General features: G+C 27.3%; 22 protein-coding genes. 9 read left to right on the plus strand and 13 right to left on the minus strand.

Annotated features, from left to right (window positions below; genetic code table 11):
* Positions 1–178 precede the first annotated feature (178 nt).
* The gene (locus N4A48_RS13425) at positions 179–484 is read right to left on the minus strand and encodes a hypothetical protein (protein ID WP_293666775.1); all 306 of its coding nucleotides are present in this window, start codon (positions 482–484) and stop codon (positions 179–181) included.
* Between the two features lie 37 nt (positions 485–521).
* Complete coding sequence (locus N4A48_RS13430) at positions 522–650, minus strand: hypothetical protein (RefSeq protein ID WP_293666776.1); 129 nt, start codon at positions 648–650, stop codon at positions 522–524.
* A 412-nt stretch (positions 651–1062) separates the two neighbouring features.
* Between N4A48_RS13430 and N4A48_RS13435 the strand changes: the two genes are divergently transcribed.
* Complete coding sequence (locus tag N4A48_RS13435) at positions 1063–1338, plus strand: helix-turn-helix domain-containing protein (protein ID WP_293666777.1); 276 nt, start codon at positions 1063–1065, stop codon at positions 1336–1338.
* Between the two features lie 106 nt (positions 1339–1444).
* Entirely contained in the window at positions 1445–3037 is a 1593-nt protein-coding gene (locus N4A48_RS13440; protein ID WP_293666778.1) for a recombinase family protein, read from the plus strand.
* A gap of 14 nt (positions 3038–3051) precedes the next feature.
* Here the strand turns inward: N4A48_RS13440 and N4A48_RS13445 are convergent, their stop codons facing one another.
* The 4 genes from N4A48_RS13445 to N4A48_RS13460 form a co-directional block, all read right to left on the minus strand.
* Entirely contained in the window at positions 3052–4083 is a 1032-nt protein-coding gene (locus N4A48_RS13445) for an FAD-dependent oxidoreductase (RefSeq protein ID WP_330665138.1), read from the minus strand.
* Positions 4080–5027, minus strand: a complete 948-nt coding sequence (locus tag N4A48_RS13450) for a sulfide/dihydroorotate dehydrogenase-like FAD/NAD-binding protein (RefSeq protein WP_293666779.1) — start codon at positions 5025–5027, stop codon at positions 4080–4082. Before N4A48_RS13450 ends, N4A48_RS13445 begins: the two co-directional genes overlap by 4 nt.
* A 156-nt stretch (positions 5028–5183) precedes the next feature.
* The gene (gene ytfJ, locus N4A48_RS13455; protein ID WP_293666780.1) at positions 5184–5663 is read right to left on the minus strand and encodes a GerW family sporulation protein; all 480 of its coding nucleotides are present in this window, start codon (positions 5661–5663) and stop codon (positions 5184–5186) included.
* Between the two features lie 2 nt (positions 5664–5665).
* Positions 5666–6265, minus strand: coding sequence for a hypothetical protein (locus N4A48_RS13460; RefSeq protein WP_293666781.1), 600 nt, complete (start codon positions 6263–6265; stop codon positions 5666–5668).
* 259 nt (positions 6266–6524) lie between these two features.
* On the opposite strand from N4A48_RS13460, the gene N4A48_RS13465 reads away from it, so the two are divergent.
* From N4A48_RS13465 to N4A48_RS13480, 4 genes are all read left to right on the plus strand, one after another.
* Complete coding sequence (locus tag N4A48_RS13465; RefSeq protein ID WP_293666782.1) at positions 6525–7064, plus strand: helix-turn-helix domain-containing protein; 540 nt, start codon at positions 6525–6527, stop codon at positions 7062–7064.
* A 277-nt stretch (positions 7065–7341) separates the two neighbouring features.
* Entirely contained in the window at positions 7342–8226 is an 885-nt protein-coding gene (locus N4A48_RS13470; protein ID WP_293666783.1) for an ABC transporter ATP-binding protein, read from the plus strand.
* 3 nt (positions 8227–8229) lie between these two features.
* Complete coding sequence (locus N4A48_RS13475) at positions 8230–9027, plus strand: ABC transporter permease subunit (RefSeq protein WP_293666785.1); 798 nt, start codon at positions 8230–8232, stop codon at positions 9025–9027.
* Positions 9028–9060: 33 nt separating this feature from the next.
* Entirely contained in the window at positions 9061–9858 is a 798-nt protein-coding gene (locus N4A48_RS13480; RefSeq protein ID WP_293666786.1) for an ABC transporter permease subunit, read from the plus strand.
* A gap of 91 nt (positions 9859–9949) precedes the next feature.
* Here the strand turns inward: N4A48_RS13480 and scpB are convergent, their stop codons facing one another.
* From scpB to N4A48_RS13495, 3 genes are read right to left on the minus strand one after another with little or no spacing between them, the layout of a single operon-like run.
* Positions 9950–10477, minus strand: coding sequence for an SMC-Scp complex subunit ScpB (gene scpB, locus N4A48_RS13485; protein WP_293666788.1), 528 nt, complete (start codon positions 10475–10477; stop codon positions 9950–9952).
* A 4-nt stretch (positions 10478–10481) separates the two neighbouring features.
* Positions 10482–11186: a segregation and condensation protein A gene (locus N4A48_RS13490; RefSeq protein ID WP_293666790.1), complete on the minus strand. Its 705-nt coding sequence runs from the start codon at positions 11184–11186 to the stop codon at positions 10482–10484.
* A 10-nt stretch (positions 11187–11196) separates the two neighbouring features.
* Positions 11197–11790, minus strand: a complete 594-nt coding sequence (locus N4A48_RS13495; RefSeq protein WP_293666791.1) for a site-2 protease family protein — start codon at positions 11788–11790, stop codon at positions 11197–11199.
* Positions 11791–11999: 209 nt separating this feature from the next.
* On the opposite strand from N4A48_RS13495, the gene N4A48_RS13500 reads away from it, so the two are divergent.
* Both N4A48_RS13500 and N4A48_RS13505 read left to right on the plus strand, forming a co-directional pair.
* Entirely contained in the window at positions 12000–12248 is a 249-nt protein-coding gene (locus N4A48_RS13500; protein WP_293666793.1) for a hypothetical protein, read from the plus strand.
* A gap of 84 nt (positions 12249–12332) precedes the next feature.
* Positions 12333–12980, plus strand: coding sequence for a YhcN/YlaJ family sporulation lipoprotein (locus N4A48_RS13505; RefSeq protein WP_293666794.1), 648 nt, complete (start codon positions 12333–12335; stop codon positions 12978–12980).
* Positions 12981–13132: 152 nt separating this feature from the next.
* Here N4A48_RS13505 and N4A48_RS13510 read toward each other — a convergent pair whose 3' ends face one another.
* Positions 13133–14275, minus strand: a complete 1143-nt coding sequence (locus N4A48_RS13510; protein WP_293666796.1) for a D-alanyl-D-alanine carboxypeptidase family protein — start codon at positions 14273–14275, stop codon at positions 13133–13135.
* Between the two features lie 133 nt (positions 14276–14408).
* Positions 14409–16070, minus strand: coding sequence for a ribonuclease J (locus N4A48_RS13515; RefSeq protein WP_293666798.1), 1662 nt, complete (start codon positions 16068–16070; stop codon positions 14409–14411).
* A gap of 208 nt (positions 16071–16278) precedes the next feature.
* Between N4A48_RS13515 and N4A48_RS13520 the strand changes: the two genes are divergently transcribed.
* Positions 16279–17019 (plus strand): metal-dependent hydrolase, encoded by a 741-nt coding sequence (locus N4A48_RS13520; RefSeq protein ID WP_293666799.1) that lies wholly within the window; start codon positions 16279–16281, stop codon positions 17017–17019.
* Between the two features lie 33 nt (positions 17020–17052).
* Here N4A48_RS13520 and N4A48_RS13525 read toward each other — a convergent pair whose 3' ends face one another.
* Both N4A48_RS13525 and N4A48_RS13530 read right to left on the minus strand, forming a co-directional pair.
* Entirely contained in the window at positions 17053–17487 is a 435-nt protein-coding gene (locus N4A48_RS13525) for a Fur family transcriptional regulator (protein ID WP_293666801.1), read from the minus strand.
* A gap of 122 nt (positions 17488–17609) precedes the next feature.
* Positions 17610–17756 (minus strand): hypothetical protein, encoded by a 147-nt coding sequence (locus tag N4A48_RS13530; protein WP_293666803.1) that lies wholly within the window; start codon positions 17754–17756, stop codon positions 17610–17612.
* Positions 17757–17760: the final 4 nt, after the last annotated feature.

Consider the following 17760-nt stretch of genomic DNA (forward strand, 5'->3'; position numbering starts at 1 on the left):
GTCCATTTGGGCATTCTCCTTTGTTTTGTATTTGGTCGGCAAACCTAAATACTATTCTAACAAAGGAGTTTTTTCTTTTCTACTCACCGCTGGAAGCTTTTTAGAACCACCCGCATAGCAGGTGGTTTTCATATATACAATTAAAAAATGACAACCATTTGATATAGTTGTCATTTTTTTATTTGATAATTTGAAGATTCTTTTTTAAATTAAAAATATCTTCTTCATTTTTAAATTCTTTGTGTTTGATAAATTCAATATCAGCATTCAACTTATCAATAATCTCTATATGCCTTTGAGCGTTCTTAGATTCAAAATCATCAAGCTTATCAGATGCTACGTCTAGTTTAGATTCAATTTCATGTTGTCCTTGCTTTAGATCTTTAATATCAATTTCCATATTATCAAGACGTGTATTTATTTTTTTTATTTCACCATCCATTGAAGTTAATTTTTCCAAAATAAGATTTAATGTAGTTTCCATAGTATCATCCTTTCTATATAATTATACTTTTATTATATCATAAATTAAATCTGTAATTTTCATTAATGCATAACTCTTTTTCTAATTTAATTTCATCTATGTAATTTATATCTAATTTTATTTTCTTATCTGATTTGTTTTGCTTTTCATGCTTATTTATTTCCATAACTATCTCCCCTTTTTGATTGTTTGAAATAATAATCTGCACCCTTTTAGAACGTATGTTCTGTATGTTATATTGCCATTATATGACACTATCTTACACTAGTCAAGAACATATGTTCTGTGAAAGTGTATACCTTTCGGTATAATTAATTTAAAATACCAAGCGATTGGTAATTTAAAATCTCCCATTAAGAAATTTATAGTTTTTGGTTTTTTCTTCCTTTTGCTATTTCGATTTTAGTATACATCTCTAACTAAAACTTGTCAATTCATTGCAAACACTTGGCTTTAAGTACTCCCGAAGGAGTACTTTTTAATTTAAAAAATATTGTAAAACAATCTATTTTACCAATATTTACACATCCTCTAAGAGTATTTTTTGATTTATAATGTTAATAGAGGTGTGTTGAAAATTGAAGAATATAATCGGAAATCGCTTGAAATTCATCAGAAAAAGTCTTAAAATGTCACAAAAAAGTTTTTCGGAATTTTTAAATATCCCCTTAAAAACATATCAAAGCATAGAACAATGCAGAAAACATCCTGAATTAGTTACCATAACCAAAATAGCCGATACGTTAGGCGTATCCATTGACTGGCTTTTAGAAAGAGATTTAAAATATGTGTATGGAACGGATAAAGATATAATCGAATTTATAAAATTGAAGCAAGAAAAAAACAAGTGTTAATGCAACACTTGTTTTTTTCTATTGCTTTGTAGTAGTCTTAAATACAATTTGTTCCTTATGATATAATAGATACCATGTACTATAATAAATGAAAAAGGAGCTTATTATGAAAGCTGCAATTTATTCTCGTAAATCTAAATTTACTGGCAAAGGTGAATCTATTGAAAATCAAGTCCAAATGTGTATAAATCATGCTCAAAATATAGGAATAGAAGATTTTTTTGTATATGAAGATGAAGGTTTCTCTGGTAAGAATACAGATAGGCCTAAGTTTCAAGAAATGCTTAAAGATGCTAAAGAAAAGAAGTTTGATATTCTTATATGTTATAGATTGGACCGTATAAGTAGAAATATAGCTGACTTTTCTGTACTTATTGAAGAACTTCAAAACTTAGGCATATCTTTTGTATCTATTAGAGAACAATTTGATACGTCTACTCCTATGGGTAGAGCTATGATGTATATAGCCTCTGTATTTGCTCAACTCGAAAGAGAGACTATATCCGAACGTATTAGAGATAATATGCATGAACTTGCTAAAACAGGCAGGTGGCTCGGAGGACAAGCTCCTATTGGATATGATAGTGAGCAAATACTATATTTTGATGAAAACATGAAAGAAAGGAAAATGCATAAACTTTCTGCTAATGAAGAAGAGCTTAAAACTGTTAAGCTTCTATTTGATAAATATATAGAAAAGAAATCTTTATCTCAAGTTCATAAATATATGCTAAGCAATAACATGAAAGGTAAAAATGGTGGGAATTTAACAAAAAAAAGTATAAATGATATATTAAAAAATCCTGTGTATGTTAAAGCTAATCAAGACGTATTAGATCATCTACAAAACATGGGTGTTACTGTTGTAGGTGTTCCTGATAATAAACGCGGTATTTTAACTTATTCTAAACATAGAAATAAAAAAGGAACAGACACAACTAAATGGATAGCTGCTATAAGTAAGCATAAAGGAATCATAGAGCCTAAAGATTGGCTGATAGTTCAGAAACTATTACAAAAAAATAAATCTAAAGCCCCTCGAACTGATACTAGCCATACAGCAATACTTACTGGTGTACTTAAATGTAAATGTGGTTCAGGCATGAGAGTTATTTATGGTACAAAGAGAAAAGATAGCACCAAACCTTTTTATTATACTTGTACCATGAAGAATGATTCTGGAGGTACTAGATGTAAAAGCAAGAATTTAAATGGAGAACAAGTAGAAAATATAGTTATTAATAAGCTAAAAGAAATAAATAAAGATGTATTAATCCATGAATACAACGCTTTAAAAGATGCTATATCAAACGATGATAATTCAGTGGAAATAAAAAATATAGATAAAAAAATATCAGATAAAGAATTATGTATTTCTAATTTAGTTAAACAGTTATCTATGAATACTGAAAGTACAGCATCTACTTATATCATATCCGAAATCGAAAAACTTAACGGAGAAATATCTAAATTAAAAGAAGATCTAAGTGAAATGAATAAAGATAAACAAGTATTGGATGATGACTTTTTTAGCATAGATATGGTTTTAAAGGCTCTAAATAGATTTAATGATGAAATAGATAATGCAAATGTAGAAGATAAGAGATTTCTAATATCAATGTTGCTCGATAAAATAATTTGGGATTTTGAAACTGGTGATATCCAGCTTATTTATTGGGGAGGGGTAAAAAAAAATTAGGATCCCCTCCTAGTTTATTGAATGTATTGCAGTTTGGTGGGGGACGCTTCAGTATGACCTACATAAAGACCACATTTTTCACCTGCAACAAACAAATTATTAAGTCCTATTACCTTCAAGTTATTATCTCTTGGAGCAATAGATAAATATCTTATAGAGTTTCCTATACCAGCTGAATATGGATCTTCAAATTTTACATTTTCAAATCCTTTTATTCTTCTAAGTTTTTCTAGAGGATAAAAAGGAGCCATCAATTTTGCATGACCTGTATCAAGTAAAACTAGGTTTTTAGCAAATGCATCTAACGCGTACTGCTGACATACTTTTATATCTAATTTTTCTTCATTAATTTCTTCTTTAGGTAGTGGTACTATACAAACCCCATTTTTATTTAGTTCTTCTCTTATTTCATCACTTAAAGATTCTTTATTAAGCTTTATAGATCCACTAAAAGCTCCATAGGTTCCGTTTTTTCTCTTTCCAATTATATCTTCTACACCACATTTTTTAGTAATGCTAACTCTTCCACCAAATGAAGGACATCTTAAAACACACATAGAACATCCATTACCATACTTTAAACAATTTCCCATAGGTCCTGTTGACCCCGTCGTCTCTACAAATGAATCTGCTATAATATTAGTATCATTATCAAGTTTTATATATTTAATAGTTTTATTTTCAACATATGCATCTATTACCCTTGTTTTAAAGATTATATTTATTCCCATATCAATTAATTTATTTCTAACGGCGCTCTCTATAAGTGTCACATCATATAAACTTGCATGATTATGTCCTGGGAAATTAACGTTTTTGTGTCTAGCATATTCATCAGTAAGTTCAAATAGCTCTCTACCACCTAAAAGTATATTTTCTTCTGTAGCTGTATATCTTCCATTGTTTCTCATAATACCACCGACATTTCCAAGTCCAAGTAGCATATCGGTTCTTTCTATTAAAATGACATCGGCCCCTGCTTTTTTAGCACTAATAGCGGCAGCACATCCTGCCCAACCTCCACCTATAACTACAACTTTTCTCATTTCAAAGCCTCCTTTAGATATAATCTTGGCTCTATTTGAGTCTTACAGGTTTTCATTTTCTCACCTTTAATTTTTACAATACAAGCACCACATATGCCCTCTCCGCAGCATATCAAATTATTATTAGTTATAGCTAGGCTTATTGTAGTGTCTATACTATCAACTATATTCATAGTATTTTTATTAAAGTGATTAGATCCTGCACTAAATACCATATCTACACCTTTTTTTAATTCTTTTCTTATTATGTTTTCATTGTTTTTAAAATCAAAGTGCTTAATATCTATATTTGATTCTTTTAATATTTTTTCTACTTCTTGAATTTTCTTGCCAGAATTATCAAAAAATACTCTTACTTCATTATTATTTTTCAAAAGATTATTAACTGCATTTACTAAAGTTACACTTGATAGGCCTTTTGCTAAAATTAATACCTTTTTACTTTTTAATTTCTTAAAGTACTTAATTCCAAATATACCATTAGTATATGGTCCTTTTATGAAGACAGTATCACTATTTAATAAATCTTTTGTTTTAGGTCCTAAGCTTTCTATAACTATGTCTAATATATAGTTTTTAAAATCTATATTCATTACAGAAATAGGACTATTAAACATATCATCTTTTCTTTTTTTATCTTTTAAAAGTATATATGATCCTGGATGTATTAATTCATGTGCCAAGTATTTTGGTATACTTATACTAATTAAGTATACATTAGTTTCTATTTCTTTCTTTTTTAATACCTTACACAAAATCCCTTCCCTAGCATCACTTATTTTTTCATTATTTTTTTTGAAATTTTGGTATATACATATTCCTTTTAAATTACATTCACATAAATCTTTACCTGATAGCAAAGAACAACTTATACAATCCCCACTTTTAGCTAAGTGACATGGGCAATACTCACTGCCTGCATCAACGCATATTTTGTTACCCATAACAATCCCCCTTTCGTATAATATAACTAACAAATTCTAAATTACGTTTCACTTTATTTTGATTCATTTTAAACCATACTCATTAATATAATTTATTTACATTCGCTTGTTTTGGTTACAACTAGAAAAGCTGAAGGCAAGTTTTTGCCTTCAGCTTTAATTTTCTTCTTTATTATTTTTAGAATCTTCATTTCCTTGTTTACTTTCATTTTGTTTTTTAGATTGATTGTTACTTTTACTTTTTCCAGAGAACATACCTTGTATATTCTCCATAAGCTTAGGTGTTTTATTAAGTATATTGTCTAGCATATTTGCATTTTGATCTACATACATAAGCTTAGTCTCTTCTTTTTCTACTACCATGAAAGCCACTGGCTGAACAGTTATACCTGCTCCAGTTCCTCCAGCAAATGGATATGCATCATTTGCTTCTTCCTCTCTTGCATCAGATCCCTTGTTGTATTCTCCTCCTCCAGATGCAAATCCAAATGAAACCTTTGATATAGGTATTAAAACTGATCCATTTGATGTTTCAACTGGATTTCCAACTATAGTGTTGACATCAATCATTTCTTTCATATTTTCCATAGTAGTTTTCATTAAATTTTCTATTGGATGTTGTTGTTGTTCTGACATTATTATACACCGCCTTTATATGTTTTGAAAATTCTATAATGCTTTAAAAGCTTCATAAAATTTATTATTCTTAAGTTAAAATTTGTTATCATATATATTTTAAATATATTTTCATTAAAACCAGGTTTTATATTTAATTTCAAATCATTAGTATCTACTTTATCGTATATGTATTTATATATTGTATTTGCAAAATTAAACAAAAATATACTTAAAAACACATTTTCATTAGATACATATACATCTATATTCATTTTTCTAACATCAGCTTTTTTCAAAAGATATTTAATTGAACCTTTCAGATTTTCAAAATCCTTTAATATTTCTTTATTACTAATCCTTTCTTTAAAATTATTAATTAACTCTCCTTTCTTAGAAGTGTTTTTTTCAACTTTTACACTTACTCCCTTTTGATTGAAGGATAAACCTAAAAGAGAATATTTTTTTTCATACTTTATAATTCCAAATAAACATTCCATTTTAAATGTTATTTCATCATTTTGTCCATTTTTAGTTAATTGTATGCTTATTTTTACATGGGAACTTAATATGAGAATTCCTAAAAATATCAAAAAGATGAATATATAAACAACAATTTTCATACATATATTGTTTCCTAAAAAACAAAATACATACTTTTTTTATAAAATCTGTTGACTTTTTTTTATTTTGCTGTATATTTAATATTTGTAAACAAAAAGTTTACTTCTAGTAAATAATGTATTCATAAAATAAAACTTGATTCAATTTGAACTAATCTAAAAGTTGTTAATTTCTTACTATTTTACCTCAAAAAGGATAAATCATTAGAACTTTTAGCTTTTGGATAAAACTTTTTTCCCTTACTTAGGAGTGATTATTTTGAAAATAGGAGCAAAAATTAATAGATTGAGGATATTAAACCAATTAACACAAGAAGAACTAGCTCAAAGATGTGACCTTACAAAAGGTTTTATATCTAAAATTGAAAGGGACTTAACCTCTCCATCTATAGCAACCTTGATGGATATTCTAGAAGCCTTAGGAACTGATCTAAAGGCATTTTTTAATGAAGTTGTAGAAGAGAAGATTGTTTATAAAAAAGATGATATATACGAATCTGTTAATGATGAATTAAAACATACAATCCATTGGCTTATACCAAACTCTCAAAAGAATGAAATGGAACCTATTTTAGTTGATATAGAACCAGGAGGTAAAACTGTGATAGACAGACCTCATCAAGGAGAAGAATTCGGTTATATAGTAAAAGGTTCTGTAATAATTCATATAGGTAATAAAAAGTTCAAAATTAAAAAAGGAGAAAGTTTCTACTTTACTCCAGATAAGGAGCATTATATTGTAAATAATACAAACAAAATTGCTTCTATACTATGGGTTTCTACTCCTCCATCATTTTAAAAATCTAACTCAAATCGCATTAAGCTATAGCTTAATGCGCTTTTTTATGCTTAAGCAAATTATAATGTTTTTGTTTTGTGAATAACTTATTAACAAAGTTACACTTGAGACTATTTTTAAGCAACGGAGCCTGTAAGAATCGTTGGCGACATGAGTCACCGCGTTAGCGAGTAGACGAATTTTTTTATAAGAATACTATACATTTATTTGTAAACAATAACATTAAGTTTTTATGCTGTAAACAGTACTTAATATTTTCAAGGAGATGTTGTAAAAAATGAATGTTATCCAAACAAATAATCTAACTAAAAGTTATGGAAAATCAAGAGGTATTATTGATATAAATTTTAGTGTTGAAGAAGGAGAGATTTTTGGATTTATAGGTCCAAACGGTGCTGGCAAATCAACTACTATTAGAACACTGTTATCTTTAATATATCCAACTAGTGGAAGTGCTACAATATTTAACAAAAATATTATAACGCATGGTCCTGAAATTAGAAAAGAAATAGGATATCTGCCATCTGAAGTTTTTTATTACAATAATATGAAGGTTATTGATCTTTTAATGTATTCAGCTAGTTTTTATAAAAAGGATTGCAGTAAAAGAATTTATTATTTGGCAGATGTAATGAATCTTGACTTAAATAAAAAAATAGACGATTTATCATTTGGAAACAAAAAAAAAGTTGGCATAGTTCAAGGCTTGCTTCATGAGCCTAAATTAATTATTCTTGATGAGCCAACTAGTGGATTAGATCCTCTTATGCAACAGAATTTTTTTGATTTATTAAAAGAACAAAACAAGAAAGGTTCGACAATTTTTTTCTCTTCTCACATTTTGAGTGAAGTTCAAAAACTTTGCGATCGTGTTGCTATAATTAAAGAAGGTAAAATAATAAAGCTAGAAAAAATTAGCACTTTAAAAGAAAATAATTATAAGAAGTTCAAAATTGAAGCAGCATCAAAACTAGATAAAAATCAATTTAATATACCAGGTGTAAATAAGTTAGATATAAAAGAAAATACAGCTAATTTCATATTCAAAGGTAATATCAATACTATTATTCATAAAATTTCATCAATTAATATATCCAATATTTGGGTAGATGAACCTGATCTTGAAGAAATTTTTATGCATTACTATTCAAAGGAGGATTAAAAAATGAATATATTTCTACATGAATTAAAATCATATAGAAGATCTACTATTATATGGACAGTCTCTTTGATTGTTGTAGCTATTGTATTTTTTTCAATGTTTCCTTCTTTTTCAAAAGATATTCAAAAACTAACCAATCTATTACAAGGTTTCCCAAAAGCTATAAGAAGTGGTATAGGACTTTCCTTAGAAAGTTTTAATAATATTTTAGGATACTATTCTTTTCCCTTAACATTTATAACTTTAATTGGAGCAATTCAAGCTATGAATTTAGGTACTTCAATCGTATCAAAAGAAGTACATGAAAAAACATCAGATTTTCTTTTAACAAAGCCTATTTCACGAATAGAAATTTTAACTTCTAAATTATTAGCTGTACTTACATCTTTATTAATTACTAATATTATTTATATAATAGCTACAAATATCATTATTTCTTTTGTAAATAATGAAGACTATAGTTTTAAAATATTTTTTATGATTTCTATAACATTGTTATTCGTTCAACTAATATTTATGTCACTGGGTGTTATTATCTCAGTTTTATTACCTAAAATCAAATCAGTACTCCCTATTTCGCTCTCTACTGTATTTATCTTTTATTTTATAAGTTTTTTAAGTTCGACAGATACTAATGATATGATTAGATATATAACTCCTTTTAAGTATTTTGATTCTACTTATATAATAGAAAATGCTCACTATGAGATGCCCTTTATTATTATAACTTTAGTTTTTATTGCAGTTTCTATTGCAGCAAGCTATATTATTTATTCAAAAAAAGATATTCATGTTGTTTAACGTATTAATTTCAAAATCTAGGAGGCGTAATTAATGAATATATTTATTAGAGAAATGAATGCTAATGTGAAATCACTTATAATATGGTGTATAAGTATGATTACAATGATTGGTAGTGGTATGGGTAAATTTGTAGGATTTTCTAAATCAGGTGAATCTATAAACGATATAATAGATATATACCCTAAATCTTTATTAAATATACTTGGCATAAGTAAGTTTGATTTGTCAACAGCTATTGGATTTTATGGCGTTCTTTTCTTATATCTTGTATTAATTGCTAGTGTACATTCGGTTATGATGGGGTCAAATATTATCTCAAAAGAAGAAATCGATAAAACTACAGAATTTTTACTTGTAAAACCAATTTCAAGAAATAATGTTATAACTTCAAAACTATTAGCATGTCTTTTAAATATCATAATTCTAAATATAGTTACATTAATTGCATCATTAGTTGCTTTAAACTATTTTAATGAAAATTATGCATTCTTAAGAAATGTATTAATGTTAATGTTAGGTATGTTTTGTCTTCAACTAATCTTTATGTGCATAGGTTCACTATTAGCTTCTATACTCAAAAATACTAAGTCTGCATCTTCTATTTCAACTGGAGTAATTCTTTTAACCTTTATTATATATATGATAACAAATATGCATGATAATCTTGAAAATCTAAAATATTTTACTCCTTTTAAATATTTTGAAGCTGAACTTATAATTTTAGAAAATTCTATTAATCCTATTTTTATAATACTTTCATTTATTATTATTGGGATATCATTGGTTGGAACATATGTATTTTATAAAAAGAGAGATTTAAAGGTATAATTGTTTGAAATAAGGGTTATTAACATCTACTACAATAATATATACTTGGTTTTTGTAGTAAATATTAATAACCCTGTAATTATATAAATTTTTATTCTTGCTTTTCTTCTTGAACAGGTGGTAAATCTTCTATCTTATCAAGTCCAAATAACTTTAAAAATTCTTCAGTTGTTTTATATATTATAGGCTTTCCTATTTTATTAAGCCTCCCAGCTTCTTTTACAAAGCCATGTTCAACCAATGTAGATATGGCCTTATCACACTTGACCCCTCGTATTTCTTCTATCTCCACCTTGGTTATAGGTTGTTTATAAGCTATTATAGTTAATGTTTCAAGAGTAGCTTGTGTTAAACTTTTCTTTTTTTTAGGCTCAAATAACTTTCGTACATACTCTTGATACTCTTTATTTGTTCCCATTTGATACTTATTTTGAACCTTATATATTTGTATTCCTCTGTTTTGTTCTTCATATTCTCTTTGCATTTCTATTAATATCTTTTCTATATCATTAGAACTCGTATCTTCATTTATTATCTCTTTTATTTCTCTTACTGTTATAGGATCTGAATATGAAAATAATACAGATTCTATAATATGCTTTATTCTTTTGTTATTCATAAAATCACTCTACCTTTTTAACTATTATATCTGATAAATAGTCTTCTTGTTTTACTACTACGTTTTTTGTTTTTATAAGTTCAAGAACAGATAAAAAAGTTACTATAATTTCTTCTTTATCTGAAGTTTTTATTAAATTTTTAAATAATAAGCTTCCTTTTTTATCTACTTGCTCTTTGACATAATAAATTTTTTCTTCTATTGATATAGTACTTTTTTTATATATTGCATCTAATTTATTTTCCGTTTTTTCTTTTCTTATTTCCTTAACAACACTTGGTAAGAACTTAATAAGCATATCTATATTTAAATTTGATAAATCCATTTTTTCTTCTATATAAACTTCTTCTTTTTTTCTGTAAAATACCCCTTCCCCTAAGTACATTCTATCCTTTAGATAACTTGATGCATTTTTAAAGTTTTTATATTCTATAAGCTGCTGCATAAGCTCTGTTCTAGGGTCTTCTTCTTCTTCATTTTTTTTATAAAGTAAGTATTTAGATTTAATTTCAAGAAGTTTACACGCCATTCTTATAAAATCACTAGTTATCTCAAGATCCATTTTACCCATTTCATCTAAATAATCTAGATACTGATTTGTTATTTCAAAAATAGATATATCATATATATCTATTTTATTTTTTGCTATTAAATCATATAAAAGATCCATTGGGCCTTCATAACAATTTAAAGCTATATTATATCCCATTTCAATCACCCTAAACTATAATATTTATTACTCTTAATATAGCATTATATATAGGATACGCAACTATACCTATATTATCAGTAACAATTAATATTACTAATATAATACTTCCTATATGCTCATATTTAAAATAATAATAATGCAATTTATTTGGAAGAATAGATAGTATAATCTTTGAACCATCTAGGGGAGGTATAGGTAATAAATTAAATACAGCAAATCCAATGTTTATACTTGCCGCAGCTGAAATTATATTGTTTAGAACATACATATCTATATATATTTTTTCATATTTATATAAATATAAACATAATATTGCAAGTATTATATTACAAACAACTCCTGCTATTGAAACTATGAACAGTCCTATTCTTTCATTCTTAAATTTATTAGAATTAATAGGAACAGGCCTAGCCCATCCAAAATGAGCAATAATTAGCATCAAAAACCCTATAGGATCTATATGCTTTAAAGGATTTAAAGAAAGTCTTCCAGCCTTCTTTGCTGTATCATCTCCTAGTATATATGCTGCATACCCATGCCCAAATTCATGTATAGATATAGCCATTAATATTCCAGGAAAAATTATTAAAAAATCAATCATGTTTTTCATTCTCCATTCTTATTCTACGATACTACTTATTATAACAAACTCACATATTTTTTTAAAGAAATTTAATTTTATCCAGAACTTAACAATTTAGTAAAATTAGAACTCATCTAAATAAAGTTCAACTTTATATCTAAGTAGCATAAAATATATATAGTTCATACTATAAAAAGAAGACGAATAATATAGAAAGGAGCTTTTTTATGAAAGGTTTTTGTAGCGAATTAGCTTGTCTACTAGAAAGTGAAGCATTCCAATGTTTTTTAAATTCAGATAAAATTAAATTGGCACAAGTCAATGCGCTAACTTCGCTACTTATAAAAAATAATATAGATTTTGATTCTATATTTACCTCAAAAACTCGCAGAAATCCAGCAACACTTACAATAACAGTAGTTGTAAATGAATGTACTAGAATCTCTAGAAAATTTACATTTAGCTCTTGTGATTAATTTTGAATTTTTTTCATATCTTGCTAATTATCTAATATTATAAAATTCCTCCAAATAGAAAAACTATTTATAGGAGGTGTATTTATGAAAAAAAATTCAAAACCACTAATTTATACCGCAGTAACAGTACTTGGTTTATCTACATTTATGATAGGCTGTACTAATGAACAAGCTGCTAGAAATCGAATGGATAGAAATGTATCACCTAATTATCAAACAACATATCCTAATACCGCAAATAACTTTAGAGGAATCCCTTATACAGGATATGTAGGAAATACTAAAAATCCAAATTATAATCCTAATAATTATACAGGTTATGTAGGAAATACTAAGACACCTAATTATAACCCTAATAATTATACAGGAAATACAGGAAATGCAAATTATAATTATCAAAATAATATGAATAACAAAAATGCAGGTTTAAATAACACAATAAGAAATAAATGTAACAATCTACAGGGAGTAGATGATTGTTCCGTAGCTGTAAGTGGAGATACTTGTATTGTTGCTGTAGATCCAAAAGGAAATTTAAATGAAGCTTTAAAAAGTCAAATAGAATCTACTTGTAAGAATTCGGATAAGACTATAGCAAAAGTAGTTATAACTCAAGACAATAATGTATATGATCAATTACAAAACTTAGGACAAGGTGTTAAATCTGGAAGACCTATAACAGATATTAACAATGAGATTCAAAATATATTCGACAGATTAGGTAATAGATAATAAAAAAAACAGTCTAAGTAAAACTTAGACTGTTTTTTTATTCTATAGAAAATTACATCATTTATACTTTGAACTGTTTTTGAGAAACGGAGCCTGTAAGGATCGTTGGCAACATGAGTCACCGCGTTAGCGAGTAGACGAATTTTTTATTTTTAATTGAATATTGAGTTTAAAACCTTATTTAACATTTTTATATAACCAGCTTTTTTAATATCTTTATTTGATACTAAATTAGACTTCATAACAACCTTTTTATCTTTATATATTTGAACCTCTCCTATTTTTTGACCTTTCTTAATAGGGAATTTAAAATTTTCATCTATAACTATTTTCTTACTAAAATCTTTTTTATCTCCTTTTTTGTTTAAATAGTAAAGAGGTTTTTCACATGTAAGTTCTATGTTCTCAGGATCTGCTTTTTCTAATTTTATTTTCTTTACTGCTTGTCCTTGATCATATATTTTTACAGTTTCATAATTGGCAAATCCATAGTTTAATAAAGATGATGCTTCATTAAATCTTTCTTTAGACGAAGGTGCACCTAATACCACAGCTATTAATGTTAAATCATTTCTAGTTGCTGATGCTGATAAACAAAATTTAGCTTCATTTGTAAATCCAGTTTTTATACCATTAGCACCTTTATAGAATCTTATAAGCTTATTAGTGTTTACAAGTCCTATTTTCTTTTGTTTTTTACCTACTATAATTTCATCCATCCATATTTTTAAATATTTATGAATGTCTTTATGCTTTATTAACTCTTTTGACATTAATGATATATCATAGGCACTTGTGTAATGATCTTCTACAGGTAATCCATTTGTATTTGCAAAGTGTGTATCTTTCATTCCTAATTCTTGTGCTTTTTCATTCATTTTCTTTACAAAGGCTTCTTCACTTCCATATATGTGCTCTGCCATAGCTACACATCCATCATTAGCAGAAGCAACAGCTATACCTTTAATTAATTCATCAACCGTTTTGACTTCTCCAGGTTCTAGAAATAATTGGCTTCCTCCCATACTAGATGCTTTTTCACTTATAGTCACCTTATCATCTAATTTTATTCTTCCCTCACTCAAAGCTTCCATAGTAAGTAGCATACTCATTATCTTTGTTACACTAGCTGGAGGTAATTTTTCATGAGAATTTTTCTCATATAGAATAGTTCCGCTATTTGCATCTATCAATATAGCAGATTTTGAACTTAATTTCATATCTTCATTTGCAAATGAAGTAAATGAAGATATGATCATTATCATAGTTAAAACTAAACTTAACTTTTTTTTCATTTTTTTCACCTCATCTCATTTTAGTTATATTTTGACACTTTAAAGGGTTTATTATACAATTTGAGATTTGGTAAAAAAAAGAATAATCAAAAGGATGCAATTAATATTAATTGCATCCTTTTCTACTATCTATTTAAACTTCCATAATTATAGGTAATATCATAGGATTTCTCTTAGTTTTTTCATATAAATAATTCTTAAGCTCATCCTTTATAGCATTTTTTAAATATGCCCATTCTCTTATTTGCTTAGTTTCACATTGAGTTAAAGCTTCTCTTACAACAACTTTTGCTTTATCTATTAAATCTTCTGATTCTCTAACATATACAAAACCTCTTGAAATTATATCAGGACCTGCTATAACTTTTCCATTTTCCTTTGATATAGTTACAACAACCACCATAAGTCCATCTTCTGATAAATGCTTTCTATCTCTTAAAACTATATTTCCAACATCTCCAACTCCAAGTCCATCTACAAGTATGTTTCCAGAAGGAACATAACCTGCTAGCCTTGCGTGGTTTCTCCCAAATTCAACAACAGATCCTGTATTTATTGTAAATATATTTTCACTTGGCATTCCTAATGATTTTGCAAGTTCAGCATGTTGCTTTAAGTGCCTATATTCTCCATGAACAGGTATGAAGTATTTAGGCTTGACTAGTCTGTGCATAAGCTTTAATTCTTCTTTGCAAGCGTGACCTGAAACATGTATATCAGCTAAATCATCATATATAACATCTGCCCCTTTTTCAAATAACTGATTTATAACCCTTGAAACCGTTTTTTCATTTCCAGGTATAGCATGAGCAGATATTATTACTAAGTCTCCTTTTTCAATTTCCATTTTTTTATGCTCTGATGCTGCCATTCTAGAAAGAGCTGACATAGGCTCTCCTTGAGATCCTGTAGTTATTATAACCAACTCATTGTGATCATAATTGTTTATTTCATTAAGATCTATCAATATATCCTCAGGAAGAGTTAAGTATCCTAACTCCTTAGCTACATTAACTACATTGACCATAGATCTTCCAGACACTGCTACCTTTTTATTATACTTGTAAGCACAGTTTATTATTTGCTGTACTCTATGTATATTAGAAGCAAAAGTAGCAACTATTATTCTTTTCTTAGCCCCTTTAAATATATCATCTAGAGATGAACCGACTGTTCTCTCAGACATTGTAGAACCCGATCTTTCAGCATTAGTTGAATCAGCTAACATAACCAGAACTCCCTTTTTACCAAGTTCTGCTATTCTATGAAAATCCATAACATCTCCATCAATAGGAGTATAATCTATTTTAAAGTCCCCCGTATGGAATATTACTCCTAGTTCTGTGTGAATAGCTATTGAACACGCATCTGGTATACTATGAGTAGCTTTTATAAATTCAACTTCCATTAAATTAGTCTTTATTTTATCCTTAGGCTTAACTATGTTAAGATTTACATTGTTAAGTCTATGCTCCTTTAACTTTACATCTACAAGTCCTATAGTTAATTTAGTTCCATATACAGGTACATTTATCTTTTTTAATACATAAGGAAGAGCTCCTATATGGTCCTCATGTCCATGAGTTAAGAATATACCTTTTACTCTATCCTTATTCTTTAAAAGATAACTAATATCAGGTATAACTATATCTATACCTAACATTTCATCTTCTGGAAAGCTAAGACCGCAATCTATAACTATTATTTCATCTTTATACTCAATAGCAGTCATATTCTTTCCTATCTCACTTAATCCTCCAAGAGGAATTATTTTTAACTTGTTCGATTTTCTCATCAATAAAATCATCTCCTTTTATATTTAAATTGTCCGTTTTACCCGTTCATTGTTTTAAATAGGTAATAATAAAAAACGTCCAACTATTACCATAGTACTTATACATTTTACCATATATCCATATATATTTAATAGAATAATTTTTTGACAAATTTATTTTATTTTGATATTCTCAAATTAAATCTTATCTAAATCAAGGAGGTTACCTATGAGAGGCGTAAGTCACTTTGCAATAGGAGTATTGACAATTGTAGAAACTTCGATTCTAATCGACAAACCACTTTCTCCATTAACATTCATGATTTCTTCATTTTGTTCCTTGCTTCCAGACATAGATGAATCTCATTCTACAGTTTCTAATTTATTGATAAAAAGTTCATTCTCTAAAGCAATTTATAGATATACACTTTACTTAATTAATATGATTACTTTTTTTATATTAATATATATAAATAAAAATCTAACTTTTAATTTTATACTAAGCTTCATACTTATAATATTCATAGAAAATAAATTAAAACATACTACACTTCGCAAATCATTATTTTCTGCTTTATCATTCATATTATGCTTATCTTTATATTATATAAAAGCTCCATTTGCTTTTATTTCATTAGCTATATTTATAGGAGTAGCCCCTTGGCTAAAACACAGAGGCTTTACTCATAGTTTGATAGGTATTCTACTTTTTTATTTTTTATTAAAAGAAATAGAAATATTAATAAGCTGCCCATACCTTGCACTATTTAGCTCAATTAGTTATGCTTCACATATATTATTAGGTGATATTTTTACTAAAATGGGTATACCTATATTTTATCCTATATCTAACAAAAAAATTTCTATAGCACCATTTAAAGTTGGAAGCTTATCTGGTAATATATTTGAATTAGTATATACCTTCGTATATTTTTTGATAGTTATATGTACATTTAAATATAAGCTTTGATTTTTAAAAACCCCATGGCAAATGCCACGGGGCTTATTTACAGCTATTACACATACCAAAAAACTTCACATCGTGATCAAATATTTTAAATCCATAATTTTTTTCTATTTGCTCTTCTAATGTTTCCAGTAAATCCTCTTCAACTTCCATTATTTTATTACATTTTTTACATATAAGATGATGATGATTATGCGCTTCGTCATTTGAATTAATTTCATATCTACAGCAACCATCATCTAAGTTAAGTTTAGATACAGCTCCTATATCATCTAATAATTGAAGAGTCCTATATACAGTTGCAAGCCCAATTTCAGGACACTCTACCTTAACTAAATCATATATTTCTTCACTATTCAAATGTTTTCCTTCATTCTTTATCATTATGTCTACTATAGATCTTCTCTGTGGAGTTAACTTATATCCTTCTTCTTTTAATTTAAGTTTTACTGCGTCTATATAATTTTCCATTTAATCACCTACATTTTCAAATAATAATTCTTTTCATTTAATATTTTATCTAAATATCTTGTTAATGTCAAGTTTTATCAATTGATATTTTTTCAACTGATAATTTAATTTTTAAATCGATGTTATTTTCCACATTCTTTTTTTAAATTACATTTTTTACAAGCTCCATCACACTTAAAAAAATCAGCTAAGCTTGAATTACATCTTGGACACTTTAAATCTTTATTATCTTTTATATTATACCCACATGTCGGACATTTAATCTCCATAATA

The sequence above is a fragment of the Tepidibacter sp. genome (genome assembly GCF_025210165.1).
GTDB lineage: Bacteria > Bacillota > Clostridia > Peptostreptococcales > Peptostreptococcaceae > Tepidibacter_A.